Here is an 18454-nt window from a genome sequence, read left to right on the forward strand (position 1 = left end):
AAACGGCGCTCGGAAAACAGAGTGTTACCGACCGGGCAATAATCCCTCAGTCAGCGAGCCCTGGTGCCAGTCATTCCGGGATCTTCAACCCGCGAGTCACTGCCGGCCGCGCCAGGAAACGCTCCAACACCCGAGTCACGTTGGGGAAGTTCTGGATGCCCACCAGGTCACCCGCCTCGTAGATCCCAGCAGATTGCGCACCCACGCAAACGTCGCGATGTCGGCAATGGTGTAGCGCTCGCCCATGATCCAGTCCCGCCCCTGCAAACGGCCATCGAGCACCTTGAGCAGGCGCCTGCTTTCCTCGACATAACGGTCGCGCGGTCGCTTGTCCTCGTAGTCCTTGCCGGCGAACTTGTTGAAGAACCCCAGCTGCCCGAACATCGGCCCGATCCCGCCCATCTGGAACATCAGCCACTGGATCGTCTCGTAGCGCGCCGCCGATTCCTGTGCGAGCAATTGGCCGCTCTTGTCCGCCAGGTAGATCAGGATCGCCCCCGATTCGAACAACGCCAGCGGTTGGTCCCCGGGACCGTGGGGATCGAGAATGGCTGGAATCTTGTTGTTGGGGTTCAGCGACAGAAACTCGGGCGACAATTGGTCATTACTGCCGAAATCGACTTTATGGGGCTCGTACGGCAGGCCAATCTCTTCGAGCATGATCGAGACTTTTACGCCGTTGGGGGTCGGCAGGGAGTAGAGCTGGATCCACTCCGGGTACTGGGCGGGCCATTTTTGGGTGATGGGAAAAGGGGTCAGGTTGGGCATGAAATGGGTTCCAGAGTCAGCCAGAAAGCTGAAGCATAAATCAGCTGATCCAGCTTTGGGCCGTCGCCCATTCTTAAATCCGCAACATCCTGTTGCTAACATTCGCTTCATGTCCTGACGGCATGCCGCTAAAAACAGCGCATCGGCCAGGATCGAACCAAAGGGCGAGAAGGGACTCAGAGAGAGGCCCCGAGAAATCGAAGCGGCTTTACGACAAGGAAAACACCCGGGCCCAGGGCCTCGCGGTGCCGGGGTTTGTCAGCCTGAATCGAGAGCATCGAAGACGTCTATCCCATGATGAACCCACAGAGATTCACCCGTTACCTCAAACGCCGTTCGTGGCTGGTGCTGCCGACGCTGCTTGTGGCCTGTGGACTGGTACTGTCGCTGGAATCCAGCGTCAGCCGCGCGCAGCCAGCCGACGGTGTCCAGACCCTGGTGTTCTTGCGCCACGCCGAGAAACCCGCCGGGGGCCTCGGCCAGCTCAACTGCCAAGGCCTCAACCGCGCCATCGACCTGGCTACCCTGCTGCCGGAAAAATTCGGCAAAGCTGACTATGTATTCGCCGCCAACCCTACCCGAAACGTCGAAGAGGGTGAGTTGGACAATTCCTATAGTTACATCCGCCCATTGATGACCATCAGCCCCAGTGCCATCAAGCTGGGCTTGCCGGTCAATATCGAATACTCAGCCAACGACACCAGCGATCTGGCAAACGAACTGCTGGACGACAAATACCACAACTCCACCATCTACACCGCCTGGTCCCATGGTTACCTGCCGGAGCTGATCAATAAGGTCGCCGGTGAAGCGGTGGGCAAACGGCAAGAGATTACCGACGATTGGGCGTCGAGCGATTTCGATTCGCTGTATGTACTGACCCTGACGTGGCACAACGGCAAGGCCAGCCTCACCAGCCAGAATTACAAGCAAGGGCTGGATAACGGGCAGGAGACGTGCCCGACGTAAGCGGCAGGCCGCTTCTATTGACTGGACATCCGATGTGGGAGCGAGCCTGCTCGCGAAAGCGGTTTCTCAGTCACTGGCGCATTAAACGGCCTCTTCGCGAGCAGGCTCGCTCCCACAGGGGCACGGTGTGTTGAATGCCAGATGGCGCCCTACCCGCCCCGAGCCGCGCGCTCGCGCAGGTATTGCAATACCGCCGCCTGCTCCCCGGCGAACTCGATGCGCCCGCCCTTCTTTTCTCGCTGGAATACGTACATCGGGTCGTAATATTCGCGCAGCAAGCCTTCGATCCAGCCGCGATGCAAATCGACGGCTCCCGTACTGGCCTGCTCGGCCAGGGCCGCCTCCATGATGTCCATCAACCGGCGATGACGGTCGCCCCCCAGCCGCCTATGGATGTTATCGAGGCTCGACAGCAGCCGTTCGGAAAACAGTGAGAAACCTTCGTCGCCATGCACGTCGATGAATTCGGCACAGAGGTTGATCACATAATCGCCCAGGATTCGCTCGACTCGTCGCTCCAGGCTGTCTTCTAGCCAGACCATCGGCACCTGCTGCATACGCTGGTACAACGGCAGCGGCACGGCGCAGCTGCCCACCATGCGACTTTCGTCTTCCAGCACGAATTGCTCGAGCCCGGCGGCGCGCTTCTTCAGCACATCCACCGCCAGCAGGTTTTCGAAATCGATGTTGGACGGCTGCCCGGTGGCGCGCTTGCCAAAGCTGGAACCGCGATGATTCGCGTAGCCTTCCAGGTCCAGTGCGTTGGGCAGTTGCGTCAGCACTTCGGTCTTGCCCGTGCCGGTCATGCCGCCCAACAAGACCAAGTCGCACTGGGCAGCCGCTTGATCGACGGTTTCGAGCAGAAAGGTACGCATGGCCTTGTAGCCACCGCCGACACGGGGGTAGTCGATGCCGGCTTCTTCCTTGAGCCACTGCTGGACAATCTGCGAGCGCAAGCCACCACGAAAGCAATAAAGCACTCCTTCGGGATGGGAACGGGCGAAGTCGGACCAGGCCTGGATGCGCTGGGCCTTGGTGTCACCGCTAACCAATTGATGCCCGAGGACGATGGCAGCTTGCTGGCCCTGTTGTTTATAGCAAGTGCCAACGCGTTGCCGTTCGATGTCGGTCATCAGGGGCAGGTTGACCACGCCGGGAAACGCGCCCTTGAGAAATTCGACGGGCGCTCGGGTGTCCATCATCGGACGGTCGTTGAGGAAGATATCGCGGTAATCGGTGATGTCGCGGGGCATCAGAACACCTCGACCGCGTGGCTCTGTCGCTCGACCAATTCACCGATCGGCTCCAGCGAAAGGCCCAGCTCGACGGCAACCTGCAGGAATTCGCTTTCGCCTTCGGGCGTGACGGCAACCAGCAAGCCGCCGCTGGTCTGCGGGTCGCACAGCACGCGCTTGTGCAACTCCTGGACCCGACCGACCCTGCTGGCGTAGCTGTCATAGTTGCGCAGTGTGCCGCCCGGCACGCAGCCCAGGTCCAGGTAGTACTCGACGCCCGGCAAGCGCGGCACGGCGTCGTAGCGGATGCGTGCGGTGAGCTGGCTGCCATCGGCCATCTCCACCAAGTGTCCGAGCAAGCCGAAACCGGTGACATCGGTCATTGCGGCCACGCCGTCGAGCTTGCCGAAACGGCTGCCGGGCTTGTTGAGGGTGCACATCCAATCCCGGGCCAGGCCCACGTCGGCGGCGCGCAGCTTGCCTTTCTTTTCCGCGGTCGTGAGGATGCCGATGCCCAGGGGTTTGGTCAGGTACAAGCGGCAACCCGCGACGGCGGTGTCGTTGCGCTTCATGTGGCGCTTGTGCAGGAGCCCCGTCACCGCGAGGCCAAACATTGGCTCCGGCGCATCGATCGAATGGCCGCCCGCCAAGGGAATGCCCGCCTCGTCGCACACCGAGCGGCCACCACGAATGACCTCCCGGGCAATCTCCGGGGCCAGTACGTTGACGGGCCAGCCGAGGATTGCAATCGCCATCAGCGGATCGCCGCCCATGGCGTAGATATCACTGATGGCATTGGTCGCGGCGATGCGTCCGAAATCGAAAGGATCGTCGACGATCGGCATGAAGAAATCGGTGGTCGAGACCACCCCGCGCTCCTCGTCGATGGCATACACCGCTGCATCGTCCCGGGAGGCATTGCCGACCCAAAGCTTGGGGTCAAGGTTCTGCGCACCGCTGCCGGCCAGGATCACTTCCAGCACCTGGGGCGAAATCTTGCAGCCGCAACCGGCACCGTGGCTGTACTGGGTCAGGCGAATCGGCTCGCTCATGGGCATACCTCTCGTAAGTCAAGGTCGGCAATTCTACCAGCAACGTCCGCCGCCCACCGCCCGTCGCGATCAATCGCCGCGTATCCGACGGAATTTTTCCGGCGTCGCGGGACTCACTTGAACAATAGCCGAGCCTTCCAAGGAGATAGCCGATGGACCCAACCCCACCCGCGACGACTCATCTTGATTACGGTCTCGACACGCTGTTCGGCCGCGAGACCAAAAGCGTCGACTGCCAGTTCGACGTCAAGCGTCTGGACGACGGCGAGCCGCCGTGGTTTGCCTTGCATGTACGTCCGCCGCTTCCCGAAGACCTGGCAAAGGCCCAGATCGTGGTGTTCAGCGCCGAAGGCCGGCGCATCAGCGGTATCGTTCGGCGTTCCGAGCGCCTGGCCGACGACAGCTTGCAGCTGGACGTCGAACCGGACTGAAGCGCTCAGGCGCGCGGTGTACTGCTGCGGTACATGAACACCAGCGCCAAAGCCAGGCAGGCCATGGCCAGCAAGCGGCTGCTGGACAGTTCGATCGCCGGATTGCCCAGCCAGCCGAAGTTATCGATCAGCATGCCCATGCCCAGTTGCCCGACAATGACCGCCACGGTGGCAACGGCCGTGCCGACTCGTGGCACCGCGCCGACCATCACTATCATGTACACCACGCCAAACAACGCACCGCTGAGCTGCCACTTGGGCACCTCCAACAGGCTCATGGCGTGGGCCGGCTCGAAAAACACGATCAACAGCCCCGTGACCACCGTGCCCACCACAAAGGTCAGCAGGCTGCTGCGCAGCACGCCAACCGTCTCGCCCAGGCGTCCGTTGATCGCGGCCTGAACGCTCAGTACCGCGCCGGCGGCAACGACCACCAGCAATAACACAATGATGCTCATATCAACCTCGGGCTATCAGGACAAGGGCCACCACAATCAACGCCAACGCCAGCCAACGCTCGCGATTGACCCGCTTGCGACTCGCGCCGAACCAACCGAAATGGTCGATCAGCACGCTTTTGCCCACTTGGCCGGAGAGGATCGCGATCATGGTCATCGCAATACCGATGTGAGGGGTGGCGAGGGTCAGGACCACCACATAGATGGGTCCCAGAAAGCCGCCGATCAATTGCCAGCGCGGCAGCGTGTCCAGTGATGGGCCTCGCTGGGGGCCGCTGAGCAACAGCAGCAGGAACAACAGCGCGGCGCCCACGCCAAAGATGCTCAACGTCGCCCATAGATGGCCGACCTGGATGCCCAACGGTCCCAGCAGACCGGCCTCCACCGACAATCCCATGCCCGCCAGGATGACCAGGGGCAACAATAGCCAGCGCAAAAATGGCCGGGGTGGCGCCGCAGCCGCTATCGGCGCGGCCGCGTCTTGTGATGTCGGTTGCATCGAATGTACCTGTCTTGGAAAGAAACGACGGGCATTATCAACTGGCGCTCCTATGCGATAAATGTGAGCATTCCCACAACACTTTTGCGCAGTACGCACAGCGGATTTCCCATGCAAGGTCTCGATGAACTGGGTTTCAAGGCACTCCGACTCTTTGTCGCGGTGCTCGATCACGGCAGCTTTTCGGAAGTGGCGCGGCGTGAGGGGTTGGCGCCCTCTTCGATTTCCCGCCAGATCCAATTGATGGAGCAAGCGCTGAACCAGCAACTGCTCTATCGCCACACGCGCGCCGTTTCGCCCACCGAAGCCGGCCGCCTGCTCGGTCACCACGCACGGTTGTTGCTGGTGCAACTGGAGGAAGCCGAACAAGCCTTGCAGGAGCAGTACAGCGAGCCGGCCGGGCTGATACGGATCAACGCTCCCGTGGTGTTCGGCCAGCGACACCTGACGCCGTGGCTGGGCCAGTTGTGCGAGCGCTACCCCAAGCTGCAGTTGGACATCCAGCAGACCGACAATTATGTGGACCCGCTGCAGCAAGGTGCCGACCTGCTCTTTCGCATCGGGCCGCTGCACGATTCCAGCATGCAGGCGCGGATCGTCGCGCCGCACCGCTTCCAGATTGCCGCAAGCCCCGACTACCTCGCCCGTCATGGCACGCCACGCAAGCCCCAGGACCTGGCTGCCCATGAGTGCCTGGCCTATAAAGGCGTGGCGGGCCAGCAGCGCTGGTTCTTCCGACGTCCCGGTCAAACCTGGACGCCATACAGTGTCAGGGGCCCGATCACCGGCAACCACGCCGACACCCTGACCCAGGCCGCCGTGCAAGGGCTGGGCCTGGTGATGTTCCCGTCGTGGCTCATCGGCGAAGCCGTGCGCAGCGGAACGCTGGTGCCGGTGCTGAGCGACTACGAAGCGTCCAACAGCCTCGAACCCCAGCAAATCGCTATCCTCTGGCCCGGCAGCCGACGCCTGTCGGTGAAGGTGCGTACGGTGATCGACTTTTTCCTTGAATGTTTCGGCGAGGTGCCCTACTGGGATCGTCCTTGACGGTCAGGCGCTGGAGTCAAGGCCAGGCCCATGGGATGATCCAGCTTTAGATCGAGCCTGCGTGGAGCGTTTTAATGTCATTGCTGAGTAAACGAGCCGCCGCCGTGCTGCTGACGGCGGTCGCCAGCCTGGCCGCATGGCCTGCCATGGCGGCCCAGCCCAAGACCGTGGCCCAGGCACCGGTCCAGAAGATTTCGATGCTGGGCGGCAAGTTCAGCTTCACCCTGCCCAAGGGCTACACGGCAACGCCGTTATCCGCGGGCGAAGTGGCCCAGGGGACAGCCGGGGCGACCGGTATGATGTACAGCAATGCCACGAGCAAGACAGTGGTGATCACGGCTGAAAACACCTTGGTCGACGGGGCGAATGTGAAGGACAACGACGCGGCCTTCCTGGACAGCACCTTTGCCGATTTTGCCGTCCAGAAAACCAAGGCTCTGCCGGATGCCAAAATTCTTGGCGAACAAAGCCTGATCCAGAAAACCACCGGTCTGGGCCTGCGTCAGCTCGACACCAAGGCCACGCAGGGTGGCGGGCCGACGTTGGACACCACGCTGATCGGCGCCTCCGGCACCCGTATGGCCGTGGTGCAGATCATTTCCAGGGCCAGCGACCAGGCCGGCCATGAGGCGCTGGTCAAGCAGATCGCCAGCGGGAAGTGAGAACACTGGCGCAGCATGCCTGACCCGTGGGAGCGAGCCTGCTCGCGATGACGGCGATACATTCGGCATCCCCATCAACTGAAACACCGCCATCGCGAGCAGGCTCGCTCCCACACTGGATTTGTGGAGGACTCAAAACCCAAGCGCAGCACACCCCCCTGTGGGAGCGAGCTTGCTCGCGATGACGGCGGTACATTCAGCATCCCCATCAACTGAAACACCGCCATCGCGAGCAGGCTCGCTCCCACACTGGATTTGTGGATGACTCAAAACCCAAGCGCAGCACAATTCCCTTTGGGGGCTGGTGTGCCTATCAGGGGTTGAGTCGCTCAAGCCAGGCCCGCAGATCCTTCACTTCCTGCGCATTGATCTCATGGCCAAGGCCCGGATAGGCATGGAATTCCGGCTCCAGGGCCAGGGTCTTTAGGAAGGTGTCGGCGTCGGTGCCGTCATGGAAGGGAATGATCGGATCCGCGGTGCCGTGGCCGATGAACACGGCTAGCGCCCTTCGTGCCTCGTCGGGCGTCAGTTCGGCCCGCAGCACCGGCAGGATTCGCCCACCCATCGCAGCGATGCCCCCGACGGCTTCCGGGTGTCGCAAGGCGATTTCGTAGCTCATCATCGCGCCCTGGCTGAAGCCCACCAGGTAGACGTTGCCCGCATCGGTCGGGTACTTGGCCCGCGCCTTTTCGATGAATTCCATAAGCATCTGGCCACTGGCCTTCAAGTCTGAAGTGTCACCGTCATACGCGCCCTCGCCCTTTTTGGCGAACCATTGGTAGTGGCCCGGTTCCATGGACTTGGGCGCGCGCACCGAGAGGTAGTTGTAGTGCCTGGGCAGTTCATCGGCGAGCCTGAGCAGATCCGTTTCGTTGCTGCCCGAACCGTGCAGGAAAATCACGAGCGGCCGGTTTCGGGCCTGCTCGTCGGCGCGGGCCAGGTAATTGAGGGGCAAATCCGTTTGCAGCGACGGTTGGGCCTGCACGCCGGCCGATACCAGCAGCAGAAACAGGGCGAACGCTTTGAGCATCAGTCTTCCTCCATCATTGGATAGCCGCACGACAACGACCGTGCGGTGAGGTAGACAGCACTTATCAGTCGTTGATCAATTTCCCCGCCCGAATAGGCTCGCGCCCGGCGACTTTCGCCTGCCAGATACCTGGCTGGGTGTAGCGCCCACGATCCAGGGCGAACAGTACGCCGCTGGTGCCCGCTGGCACAACGCTGACCCGGTCATTCAACGGATCGACCACCTCGAACAGCGGATCGCCGCGCTCCACCCACTCCCCGGCCTCCCGCAGGAAACTCACCACGCCATCGTGCGGCGCGAACAGGTATTGCGTGCCTTCGAACGGCAAGCCCTCGCAGCATTCTTGCGGCGCGGCCGGCCAGTCACCGGCGATGAGGCCCTGTTCCGCGAGAAATCCCAGGATGGCTTCGCAATTGGCCTGGGCCTGCTCCACCCGGGTGTCGCCCATGCTGCCCAGTTCGAGCGTCGTCGCCAGGTTGGCCGGCGGAATCGCCGCTTGCGGAAAAATCCTAGCCAGGCGCAACCAGGGTGTCGAGCAGGACTCATCGAACGAACTGCCGCCCGAATCTTCACACAGCAACGCCACCCCGGCCTTCAAGCGCGCGGCCAATGAGCGCCACTGCGGCCATTGCTGGGGCAAGGCATACAAGTGGATCGCGGCCTCGAAATCACAGTGCAGATCCAGAGTGACATCGGCGTCGCAGGCGTGGCGAAGCAATAGCCGGTGCAGGGCTTCAAGCTGGGAAGGTGGCGGCGGCAGATCTTCCAGCACCTCGACCATTGTCTGGCGAATCAGGGTGATGTTGGCGGCCGGGTCATCCCCGAGACGGTCACCGATGCGTTGCGCCACCGGGGCGCTGAGTTCGACGAAGGAACGGTTGAAATTCTTGCCGCTGCCCAGCTCGAAACGCCCCATATGGGCGCTTTGCAGATGCTGATCCAGGCCGATGGGATTGGCCACCGGCACGAGCTCGATCACGCCTTTGAGCAAACCACGGGCTTCAAGATCGTTCAGTCGCTGTTTCAGCTCCCATGCCGTGCGCATGCCCGGCAACTCGTCGGCATGCAGGCTCGCCTGGATGTACGCCTTGCGCGGCCCGTGGCCGTAACGAAACACGCTGAGCGAACGCTCCGTGCCCAGGTGACTCCATGGCAGGATATGGTCGATGCGTTGCATAGGCACTCCAGATATCGGTTTCTCGACAGGCTCAGGGTAAAACAATCGCCCATGAAAAAGGTGGCCGGCCGGGTCAGCGGCGGGCCACCTGTGGGCTTCAGCTATTAATGCCCGTAGACGTCAAAGGCGAAGTATTTGTCCTGCACTTTCTTGTAGGTGCCATTGGCGCGGATTTCAGCGATGGCAGCGTTGAATTTCTCGGCAAGCTCTTTGTCACCCTTGCGCACCGCAATGCCGGCGCCGCCGCCGAAGTACTTGGCGTCTTCATAGGTAGGCCCGACGAAGGCAAAACCTTTGCCGGCGTCGGTTTTCAGGAAACCTTCGTCGAGGTTGACCGAGTCAGCCAGCATCGCGTCGAGGCGACCGGCAACCATGTCCAGGTTGGCCTCCTGCTGAGAGGTGTAGCGCACCAGGTTGATCCCCGCCGGCACCAGCACTTCGGTCGCGAAGCGGTCATGGGTACTGGCGCGCAGTACACCGACTTTCTTGCCCTTGAGCTCGGTCAGCGGGTCCTTGACGTCGGTGCCTTGCTTCATCACGAAACGCGCCGGGGTGTGGTAGTACTTGATGGTGAAGTCGACGTTTTTCTTGCGGTCGTCCGTGATCGTCATGGACGACAGGACCGCGTCGATTTTCTTGACCTTCAGCGCCGGGATCAGGCCGTCGAACTCCTGCTCGACCCAGACACACTTGACCTTCATCTGCTCGCACAGCGCGTCGCCGATATCCACATCGAAGCCGGCCAGCTTGCCGTCAGGGGTTTTCATCGAAAAGGGTGGATACCCGGCCTCGATCCCGAGACGGATCGGCTTGGCGTCTTCGGCCACGGCTGAGAAGGATAATACGGACAGTGCCAGGGCACCGAACATGACAAGCTTCTTCATTTTTGCTCCTGAGTGCGCAGGTTTTTTTGATCGTTATTGGCAGATTCGGAAACAGCGTTCGGTCTGGGAAACCGAAGTGGGCGGGAGTCTAGAGGGGCACTCGGGAGGGGAATTACGTAGAGGCGACAAATAGTTATAGAAATACCCAGGCTTGGCTGAGGATCATGAATTTACGAAAAGTCTGACAGAGGCAAACGCTGATGGCGAGGTTCTGCACCGCTCAGGACTGCTACGCAGCCCAGCGGGAGCAAGCTGCCTCGCCACTACGTGAATAAGCCGCCGGAAAATTTCAGCAATCGCAGCTGACGATCTTCTCCGCCACGCGCTCTACGGAACCCGTCAGGCGAAAGCCCTCGTCGAGCCAGCCCATGACGCCGCCAATCATTTCCTTGACCGGATACCCGAGGGTCGCCAGGCGGACCGCAGCCTTGTTGGCGCCGTTGCAGTGTGGCCCGGCGCAATAGACCACGAACAGAGTCGTCTCGGGATAGGCCGCCAGTGCGTGCGCCGTGAGCGTGCGGGTTGGAAGATTGATCGCCCCCGGCACATGCCCGCGCTCGTAGGCCAGCGGACCGCGTACATCCACCAGTACAAAATCGACATCGCCCGTTTCCTGGCTGGCATGGACATCGGAACAGTCGGTTTCGAACATCAGGCGCCGGCTGAAGTGTTGCAAGGCCAGGTCGGATGAGGCGGCAGGCACTTCGCTAACGGGGCTGGTCATGATTTTTACTCCTGGAACAAAAGGGCTCGAAGAGACTTTATCGACCTGGCGCTTACCGCTACAGTGGCGGATACGACACTCTGTGGGAATTTTCCGCCAAATGCATCCTACACCCGGCCTCGTCGCGATCCTTGCCTACGACGGCCTGTGCACGTTCGAGTTCGGCGTCGCCGTCGAGATATTCGGACTGGCACGGCCCGAGTTCGATTTCCCGTGGTATGAGCACCGCATCGTCGCCGTCGACGAAGGCCCGATGCGCGCCATGGGCGGCTTCCAGGTGCTGGCCGATGGCGGCATGGAACTGCTCGACAGCGCTCGTACGATTGTCGTGCCGGGCTGGCGCATTCGCAGCGGTCCGCCCTCCGATGCCCTGCTCCAGGCCCTGCGGCGAGCCCATGAACGCGGCGCCCGTTTGTTGTCGATCTGTTCAGGAGCGTTCGTGCTTGCCGCCACGGGATTGCTCGACGGCCTGGGCGCCACGACTCATTGGCGCTACACCGACGAGCTCGCCGAGCGCTACCCCGCCATCGATGTGGATCCCGACGTGCTTTATGTCGATTCAGGCCAAGTGATCACGTCGGCTGGCAGCGCGGCAGGCATCGATGCGTGCCTGCACCTGGTTGCGCGGGATTTCGGAGCCCAGGTCGCCAACACCGTGGCACGCCGGCTGGTCATGCCGACGCAACGCACCGGCGGCCAGGCGCAATTCATTCCGTCGCCGGTCAGTCGCACACCGCGCAGCGACTTGTCCGGCGTCATGCAATGGGCCCGGGAGCGTCTCCACGAGCCGCTGGGTGTGCGCGAGCTGGCAAGCCACGCCGCCATGAGCGAACGAACCTTCCTGCGCCGCTTCACCCAGGCCTCTGGCCTTTCACCCAAGGCCTGGCTGCAACATGAACGCCTGGCTCGGGCGCGGGAACTGCTGGAGAGCACGAGCGACAACACCGACATCATTGCCCAACTCTGCGGCTACCGCTCGGTGGAAAGTTTCCGCGTGGCATTTCGTAGCGTGGTGGGGGTTGCGCCGTCGGTCTACCGAGAGCGGTTTGGGCGGGGATGAACCCAGCATGAGCTTCGCCCAGGTTTGCTCGCGACGCTCAGCGTCTGCGCAACAAGTACGTGTCCATGATCCAGCCATTGGCCTGCCGCGCCGCCTGGCGAGTGCGTTCGATGTCATCGGCCACGTCCCCCAGCCGGCCGGCGACCAGGATTTCGTCCGCCGTCCCTAAATAGGCGCCCCAGTAGATGTGCAGGTCCGGATCGCTTACCTGACGATACGCGTCCTGCGCATCGAGCATCACCACCACGCTCTCCGCGTCGCCGACCTGCCCCGCCGCCAACCGCCGGCCAGTGGTGATCTCCAGCGAACCGCCAATGGTATTCAATGACACTTTATGTCGCGCCGCGAGGGCCTGGACGCTGGTGATGCCAGGGATCACTTCGAACTCGAAAGCGCAGCGTCCGGAATCAAGGATCGCCTGGAGGATACGCAAGGTGCTGTCGTACAACGACGGGTCGCCCCACACCAGGAAACCGCCGCATTGTCCGTCTGATAACTGCTCTTCGATCAGCCCTTCGAAAATGGCCTGCTTCGCCCGATTCAGCTCCGTGACAGTGCCCGCGTAGTCCGAATCGCCGCGCTCGCGCTCAGGACTGCTGGCTTCGACGAAACGGTAGGAATGGTCGGCGATATAGCGTCGACAGATCTCGCGGCGCAAGTCCAGCAACCCGTCCTTGGCAGGCCCCTTGTCCATCAGGAAAAATACATCCACCTGGTTCAAGGCCTTCACCGCCTGCATCGTCAAGTGGTCCGGATCACCTGCACCGATGCCGATCACCAAGAGTTTTTTCATGGTCGTGACTCCAAGGCTCGCAAGCGCCAAACCCCGTTGAATCGCAGGTCAACGACGCCAAGGGGTTCGATATCGATCCGGTTGAACATGGCCGGTTGGCAGCCCAGCACGTTCATCATGGCGGCGCGGATCACGAACGGATGGGTAACGGCCAACCAACGACCCGGGGTCTTTTCCAGCGACGCCAGCCAGTCACCGACGCGCCGACACAATTGGCTGACGGATTCACCGCCGTGGGGCGCGGCGTCCGGATCATCGCGCCACGCCTGGAGGTGCTGCGGTTCGGTCGCGAGCAACTCGTCGACCGACGCCCCCCGCCACCGTCCGAAATCACAATCGGCCAATGCCGGGGTCACCACGGGTGAGTCACCCAACAAGGCCGCCGTCTGGCGCGTCCTCAGTTCCGGCCCGCAGAGCAGATGCCGGGCATGGTGGTATTGGCGACCGATCTCGGGGCGCTTCGCCAGCCAACCGGCATCCAGCGGTTCGTCCAGGCCCAAGCGAGCGCTTTTCTGAGCGGCGGTGCGGGCGTGGCACATCAAGGTCAGGCGGGTCGCTTGCACGGGGAATTCTCGGGCGGTTGGAGGGGATCAGTGACAGGGCAATGGCGCACTTTGTTGTACAGCACCTTATATGAACTCCAATAACGTTGGACAAAAAGGCGTTATGTCCGACACCGGCAGAAGCATTACCTGACATACAAAGGCACCTCAACCAAAGCCTTGCCCTACAAGGCTTACACATAAGTTCAGACTTTTTAAACGGAACGTAAAAACCTCTGGACACGTAGCACCCGCTACCCAAATACTATTTTCGAAATGATGAAAAAAACCCAACACCCATCCAGGCAAGGAGCACGGATGCCTCTCTCCAGAGACCAGACCAGCGATCCATGCCTGGTTTTGCCGCCATCGGAAAGCCAGGCCATAGATGCCCTGCGCAGTCGGGCATTGTTCGAAGCGGTGTCCAGCCCGCTGGTTGAAGCCTGTCCAGCCTTGAAGGCCCGGGAGCCGGCCTTGACCCAGGCGTCGCCATCTGCCGAGCCTTGTGAGCACTATGCGCGAACCCATTGAATGCGCCGAATCAGGTCTGTACACCAAGCCTGCTTTCAGATTGCTGCGGGAAGAGTCGGACCATCCGCTGCTGCTGGTCTGTGAACACGCCAGCCGATTCATCCCAGGCGCGCTCAATGACCTGGGTCTGGATGAGACGGCGGCCCAGGAACATATCGCCTGGGACATCGGTGCCCTGGCCTTGGCCGAGCGGCTGTCCGAAACCCTTGGCGCGACCCTGCTGTCGGCCAACTACTCGCGACTGTTGATCGACCTGAACCGCCCATTGCACGTCCCCGACAGCATCCCGGCGCAAAGCGAGATCTACCAGATCCCCGGCAACCACTCGCTGGACGACGCCACGCGCGAATACCGCCAGCAGTGCCTGTTCCACCCTTTTCATGACCAACTGCGAACCCTGATCGACCGCCGCCTGGCTGACAACCGGGTCGTGCGGGTAGTGGGCATCCATAGTTTCACCCCGGTGTTCTACGGCCAGCCGCGCGCACTCGAGGCTGGCGTCCTGTTTGGCGAAGCCAGGGAATATGCCCAGCACATCGTCGAAGGGCTGGCCCGGCACTCGCTGCGGGTCGCCGGCAACCAGCCCTACAAGGTCAGCCCCTTGAGCGACATGACGGTTCCGGTACATGGCGACGGCCGCGGCCTGGATTCGGTGCTGATCGAAGTGCGCAACGACCAACTGCGCAGCCTCGAGTCGTTAAGGACCTGGAGCGCATACCTCGCTCCCCTGCTATAAACACGACGGTGTAGAGTTTTCAGCTGCAAAGCAACAACGCGTGGACAACGACAGTGATCGTCAAGCCCGGTGCCTATCAGCGGGTTCTTTGGAACAGGAGTGCAATCCATGCTGGCTTTACGTCCAGTTCAATTGACCGATTTGCCGCAACTGCAACAGCTGGCCCGCGATAGCCTGGTAGGCGTCACTTCGCTTCCCGACGACGTCGATCACCTGCGGGAAAAAATTCTCGCCTCGTGCGCCTCCTTCGAGGCCGAAGTGCACACCCCGGGCGGGGAGAATTATTTTTTTGTTTTGCAGGAGCTGGAATCAGGTCGCCTCGTGGGCTGTTCGGAAATTGTCGCCACCACGGGTTGCGGCGAACCATTCTACAGCCTGCGCAACCGGCCGTTTTCCAGCGAATCCCGCGAGCTGAACATCCAGCACGGCGTACCCGCGCTGTCGCTCTGCCAGGACCTCAACGGTCAGACGCTGCTGCGCGGTTTCCACATCGACGCTGCACGGGTACGCACGCCGGAATCGGAGTTGCTTTCCCGGGCGCGGCTGATGTTCATCGGCGCCCACCCGCGGCGCTTTGCCGACTCGGTGATCACTGAGATCGTCGGTTTCAGCAGCGAGGATGGCCAGTCGCCCTTCTGGGACGCCGTCGGACAGCATTTTTTCGACCTGCCCTACACCGAGGCCGAACGTCTGTGCGGCTTGCGCAGCCGAACCTTCCTCGCAGAGCTGATGCCTCAATACCCGATCTATGTCCCCATGTTGCCCCCGGCGGCCCAGGCCTGCATTGGCCGGGTCCACCCGGACGGCCAGGAAGCCTTCGACATCCTCGAGCGCGAGGGTTTCGAAACCAACAACTACGTGGATATCTTCGACGGTGGCCCCACGCTGCACGCCCGGGTCGCGAACATCCGCTCGATCACCCAGAGTCACTTGGCTATCGCGCGCCAGAGCCGACGCATCGACGCCACGGGTCGCTACCTGGTCAGCAACGATCGCCTGGGCCATTACCGAGCCATTGTCGCCGACCTGGAAGTCAACGGCGAAAGCCCTGTCCCATTGCAGCCCGATATGTTGCATGCGTTGGGCATTGCAGAGGGTGACCGGATCCGGGTGGTCCGCCTATGAGACGCCTTCGAGCCCGTCTATGGCAGCATCGCGCCCGGCATGATCAAGGAGCGACACCATGATTGTCCGCCCGGTCGCCCTGACCGACCTGCCTGCGTTGATGGACCTGGCGCGCTGCGCCGGCCCGGGGTTTACCAGCCTGCCGGCCAATGAAGAACGCCTGGCGCACCGAGTGCGCTGGGCCCAACGGACCTTCGCCGGGCAGGTGGAACGTGCCGATGCCGACTACCTGTTCGTGCTGGAGGACGACGACCGGCACGTGGTGGGTATCAGCGCGCTGACCGGTGCGGTGGGGGTGCGCGAGCCCTGGTACAACTACCGCGTGGGTGTGACCGTCAGCTCGGCGCCTGAATTGGGCATCCAGCGACAGATCCCGACGCTGTTCCTCAACAACGAAATGACCGGTCAATCGGAAATCTGCTCGCTGTTCCTTCATCCCCATCAGCGCCGTGGCCATAACGGGCGCTTGCTGTCCCTGGCGCGACTGCTGTTCGTGGCCGAGTTCTCCCAGCTGTTTGGCGAAAAGCTGATTGCAGAATTGCGCGGTCGCGCGGACGACCAGGGCTGCTCGCCTTTCTGGGATAGCCTGGGACGACACTTCTTCAACAAGGACTTCAGCTACGCCGACCAGTTGGCTGGCATGGGCAACAAAGCCTTCATCGCCGAGCTGATGCCACGCCAACCGTTGTACACCTGCCTACTCACCGAGCAGGCCCAGGCAGCGATAGGCAAAGCGCATCCGGACACCGAACCCGCCTTGAAGATCCTCGGTGCCGAAGGCTTCGCCCACAAGGGATACGTGGACATCTTTGACGGCGGGCCGGTCATCGAGGCACCTGTCTCGAAGATCCGCAGCGTACGTGACAGCCAGCCACTGACCTTGACGATCGGCACGCCGGACGGGCAGGCGCCGGTGTGGCTGATCCACAACCGGCGCCTGGAAAGCTGCCGCGTCACCAGCGCCCGGGCCCACCTGCATGGCCAAAGCCTGCTCGTTGACCGCGCCACAGCCCAACGTCTGCAAGTGCAACCGGGCGACACGGTACGCGCCGTGACGTTGCTCAGGCCGCGGGAACAGGCCGAGGCGGCATAAATCCGCCGCCCTGTCCCGGCACTTTCCATTTACTCCTCGCGCAACGTGAGGATGTAACATTGAAACAATAACAACCCTCTTTAACCAGAAAGCAACTCGATATTTCCCCAGCAATACTTGTCGACAATTAGCAAGTTGCCTCCCACCCGGTCCAACTCCATACTTTTCAACACCGACCCACTGCAACGAAAACGATCATGATCAAAAATCTAATTACCGAGATAGTTTCGCCAACGGACATTGCGGAAACAATTAAATCATTGGACATGACCTCAGAAACAAGACAACTGGTTTCTCAACTTACCGCCGCACCCGACTTTGCCAGGGAGCAATTCCGGCGGGCAACAATCATGAACGCCACCAACCCGCATACGGGAACCGTGATACTGCACCAGACGAGTATAGGCAATATAAGTGTTAAATCACCTACATTCGACTCAACTTCATCGCCACTGTACTCAGTGCCCGGCCACAGCATTTTTTTCGCGCTTGACCGCCCCTTCCAGGTCCAGCGATACACTTTGATGGAACAGTGTATCGAAAAGGCCGACAGCGTTATTGTTGACGAAAGAAACCCGCTGATCATCGACGGCCGTCATACATTATTCGACTACATCCAAACCGACCCCAAGCCAGCCAGACTTACAGGGCGAATCAATCTGCCAAACAGAGCGGCCGATATCAGCGTATTCGATCGTGTCACATTGAAAAAGATAGCGTGGTTGCCCCACGATGAAAGTGCCTCTCGTTATCTGGTCAGCCTGGAGCTGCTCGACACAATCCAAGACCTCGATGGCGTCAAGGTCGCGGAGGAGTTGGTCTACCACTATCATCCCGCTGTGGTGTGGAAAGCCTTCCAGATACTCTACCGAGCGGACCGGCCCAAGGCGCTGGCATACGCTCCATTGCTGAAAAAACACAAAAGTGCGCGCCTGGACAGCTTGCTTCGTCCACTGGAGAAGGCCGCATGAAACTCGACACTTTCCTGGAGCGCATAAACACTTACGATCTGCAGCGTGACAAAGCCGATGTCATTGAAGACATGCGCCAGCTGGCGACGAATCGTTCTTTATTGAGTCACCATCTGCATGACGTAATACAGAGAGATGGTTTCGCCATCCGCAACAATATCTACAATGCCTATGCCTTTGTACTGCACAGCAACGATGAGTTTACCCTGCGCCTGGGATTCTGGGCACCCGTGGAAACACATGACGAGAGCAAGACTTTCATCTACAACCTGAACCATAATCATGACTTCGACATGTATGCGGTGGGCTATAGCGGAGATGGTTATACAACGGTTGTCCGCGAAATACTTGATGAACTTCCCTTACAAATGGGCAAGGTGCCCAGATTAGGTAAGGAACGAAGCGTAAAACTGGCGCCAGGCGAAGTTTTATACATGCCTGCATTTCGAGAGATCCACAAACAGATCGCGCCTCGGTCAATGTCTGCATCGTTGAGTCTGCTCATTCATCCTGAACTCTCGATCAGACCGGACGAAGCCTGGTGTTTCGATGACAACTATAAGCCGTTTTACCCCGGCGTAGCTGCGCAAGAGACAGCGTTATTCAAAGACACGCTGTCGTTGCTCAACCCCGGGCAGTCATTGGCTGCCCTATAACCAAAAGAGGA

Annotated in this window: 21 protein-coding genes and 1 pseudogene; 11 read left to right on the top strand and 11 right to left on the bottom strand. The window is 61.0% G+C overall.

The features are described from left to right. Positions 1–70 precede the first annotated feature (70 nt). Positions 71–768 (bottom strand): annotated as a pseudogene (locus J3Q04_RS15685) (glutathione S-transferase family protein). A gap of 294 nt (positions 769–1062) precedes the next feature. Here J3Q04_RS15685 and J3Q04_RS15690 point away from each other — a divergent pair. Beyond that, complete coding sequence (locus tag J3Q04_RS15690; protein ID WP_434563409.1) at positions 1063–1737, top strand: histidine phosphatase family protein; 675 nt, start codon at positions 1063–1065, stop codon at positions 1735–1737. Positions 1738–1886: 149 nt separating this feature from the next. On the opposite strand, the gene mnmH is transcribed toward J3Q04_RS15690, so the two are convergent. Together mnmH and selD are read right to left on the bottom strand one after the other, a co-directional pair. Beyond that, positions 1887–2990, bottom strand: a complete 1104-nt coding sequence (mnmH, locus tag J3Q04_RS15695; RefSeq protein ID WP_434610729.1) for a tRNA 2-selenouridine(34) synthase MnmH — start codon at positions 2988–2990, stop codon at positions 1887–1889. Beyond that, on the bottom strand, positions 2990–4024 hold the full coding sequence (selD, locus tag J3Q04_RS15700; RefSeq protein WP_420764575.1) for a selenide, water dikinase SelD: 1035 nt from the start codon (positions 4022–4024) through the stop codon (positions 2990–2992). Before selD ends, mnmH begins: the two co-directional genes overlap by 1 nt. A 152-nt stretch (positions 4025–4176) precedes the next feature. On the opposite strand from selD, the gene J3Q04_RS15705 reads away from it, so the two are divergent. After that, positions 4177–4455, top strand: a complete 279-nt coding sequence (locus J3Q04_RS15705; RefSeq protein ID WP_420764576.1) for a hypothetical protein — start codon at positions 4177–4179, stop codon at positions 4453–4455. 5 nt (positions 4456–4460) lie between these two features. Here J3Q04_RS15705 and J3Q04_RS15710 read toward each other — a convergent pair whose 3' ends face one another. Together J3Q04_RS15710 and J3Q04_RS15715 are read right to left on the bottom strand one after the other, a co-directional pair. After that, on the bottom strand, positions 4461–4913 hold the full coding sequence (locus J3Q04_RS15710; protein ID WP_420764577.1) for a DMT family transporter: 453 nt from the start codon (positions 4911–4913) through the stop codon (positions 4461–4463). A 1-nt stretch (position 4914) separates the two neighbouring features. Continuing rightward, positions 4915–5412: a DMT family transporter gene (locus J3Q04_RS15715; RefSeq protein WP_420764578.1), complete on the bottom strand. Its 498-nt coding sequence runs from the start codon at positions 5410–5412 to the stop codon at positions 4915–4917. A gap of 111 nt (positions 5413–5523) precedes the next feature. Here J3Q04_RS15715 and J3Q04_RS15720 point away from each other — a divergent pair, with 111 nt between their 5' ends. Both J3Q04_RS15720 and J3Q04_RS15725 read left to right on the top strand, forming a co-directional pair. Continuing rightward, entirely contained in the window at positions 5524–6459 is a 936-nt protein-coding gene (locus J3Q04_RS15720) for a LysR family transcriptional regulator (protein ID WP_420764579.1), read from the top strand. 74 nt (positions 6460–6533) lie between these two features. Beyond that, positions 6534–7121 carry a hypothetical protein gene (locus J3Q04_RS15725; RefSeq protein WP_434610725.1) on the top strand — a complete coding sequence of 196 codons (588 nt, stop codon included), beginning with the start codon at positions 6534–6536 and terminating at the stop codon, positions 7119–7121. Positions 7122–7434: 313 nt separating this feature from the next. Here the strand turns inward: J3Q04_RS15725 and J3Q04_RS15730 are convergent, their stop codons facing one another. From J3Q04_RS15730 to J3Q04_RS15745, 4 genes are all read right to left on the bottom strand, one after another. Continuing rightward, a complete protein-coding gene (locus J3Q04_RS15730) occupies positions 7435–8151 on the bottom strand; it encodes an alpha/beta hydrolase (protein WP_434610722.1) in 717 nt (238 codons plus the stop codon). Positions 8152–8215: 64 nt separating this feature from the next. After that, positions 8216–9328: a M14 family metallopeptidase gene (locus tag J3Q04_RS15735; RefSeq protein WP_434610720.1), complete on the bottom strand. Its 1113-nt coding sequence runs from the start codon at positions 9326–9328 to the stop codon at positions 8216–8218. Between the two features lie 104 nt (positions 9329–9432). Continuing rightward, the gene (locus J3Q04_RS15740) at positions 9433–10212 is read right to left on the bottom strand and encodes an ABC transporter substrate-binding protein (RefSeq protein ID WP_420764583.1); all 780 of its coding nucleotides are present in this window, start codon (positions 10210–10212) and stop codon (positions 9433–9435) included. 289 nt (positions 10213–10501) lie between these two features. Beyond that, positions 10502–10936, bottom strand: a complete 435-nt coding sequence (locus J3Q04_RS15745) for a rhodanese-like domain-containing protein (protein ID WP_420764584.1) — start codon at positions 10934–10936, stop codon at positions 10502–10504. Between the two features lie 100 nt (positions 10937–11036). Here J3Q04_RS15745 and ftrA point away from each other — a divergent pair, with 100 nt between their 5' ends. Next, positions 11037–11996 (top strand): transcriptional regulator FtrA, encoded by a 960-nt coding sequence (gene ftrA / locus J3Q04_RS15750; RefSeq protein WP_434563395.1) that lies wholly within the window; start codon positions 11037–11039, stop codon positions 11994–11996. 37 nt (positions 11997–12033) lie between these two features. On the opposite strand, the gene cobF is transcribed toward ftrA, so the two are convergent. Together cobF and J3Q04_RS15760 are read right to left on the bottom strand one after the other, a co-directional pair. Then, the gene (gene cobF / locus J3Q04_RS15755) at positions 12034–12789 is read right to left on the bottom strand and encodes a precorrin-6A synthase (deacetylating) (RefSeq protein WP_434610716.1); all 756 of its coding nucleotides are present in this window, start codon (positions 12787–12789) and stop codon (positions 12034–12036) included. Continuing rightward, positions 12786–13352: a histidine phosphatase family protein gene (locus tag J3Q04_RS15760; RefSeq protein ID WP_434610713.1), complete on the bottom strand. Its 567-nt coding sequence runs from the start codon at positions 13350–13352 to the stop codon at positions 12786–12788. The genes cobF and J3Q04_RS15760 overlap by 4 nt, the downstream gene beginning before the upstream one ends. A gap of 297 nt (positions 13353–13649) precedes the next feature. Here J3Q04_RS15760 and J3Q04_RS15765 point away from each other — a divergent pair, with 297 nt between their 5' ends. The 6 genes from J3Q04_RS15765 to J3Q04_RS15790 all read left to right on the top strand — a co-directional run bounded on the left by J3Q04_RS15765 (position 13650) and on the right by J3Q04_RS15790 (position 18443). Next, complete coding sequence (locus J3Q04_RS15765) at positions 13650–13862, top strand: hypothetical protein (protein WP_434563389.1); 213 nt, start codon at positions 13650–13652, stop codon at positions 13860–13862. Continuing rightward, a complete protein-coding gene (locus J3Q04_RS15770) occupies positions 13846–14598 on the top strand; it encodes an N-formylglutamate amidohydrolase (RefSeq protein WP_434610710.1) in 753 nt (250 codons plus the stop codon). Before J3Q04_RS15765 ends, J3Q04_RS15770 begins: the two co-directional genes overlap by 17 nt. Before the next feature lie 108 nt (positions 14599–14706). Then, positions 14707–15723, top strand: a complete 1017-nt coding sequence (locus tag J3Q04_RS15775; RefSeq protein WP_434610707.1) for an arginine N-succinyltransferase — start codon at positions 14707–14709, stop codon at positions 15721–15723. A 58-nt stretch (positions 15724–15781) separates the two neighbouring features. Next, positions 15782–16816, top strand: coding sequence for an arginine N-succinyltransferase (gene astA / locus J3Q04_RS15780; protein ID WP_434563385.1), 1035 nt, complete (start codon positions 15782–15784; stop codon positions 16814–16816). 197 nt (positions 16817–17013) lie between these two features. Then, positions 17014–17787 carry a hypothetical protein gene (locus J3Q04_RS15785; protein ID WP_434610704.1) on the top strand — a complete coding sequence of 258 codons (774 nt, stop codon included), beginning with the start codon at positions 17014–17016 and terminating at the stop codon, positions 17785–17787. After that, complete coding sequence (locus tag J3Q04_RS15790) at positions 17784–18443, top strand: transposase (protein WP_434610702.1); 660 nt, start codon at positions 17784–17786, stop codon at positions 18441–18443. Before J3Q04_RS15785 ends, J3Q04_RS15790 begins: the two co-directional genes overlap by 4 nt. The last annotated feature ends 11 nt before the right edge of the window (positions 18444–18454 follow it).

The organism is Pseudomonas sp. D4-21, assembly GCF_051132125.1.
GTDB lineage: Bacteria > Pseudomonadota > Gammaproteobacteria > Pseudomonadales > Pseudomonadaceae > Aquipseudomonas.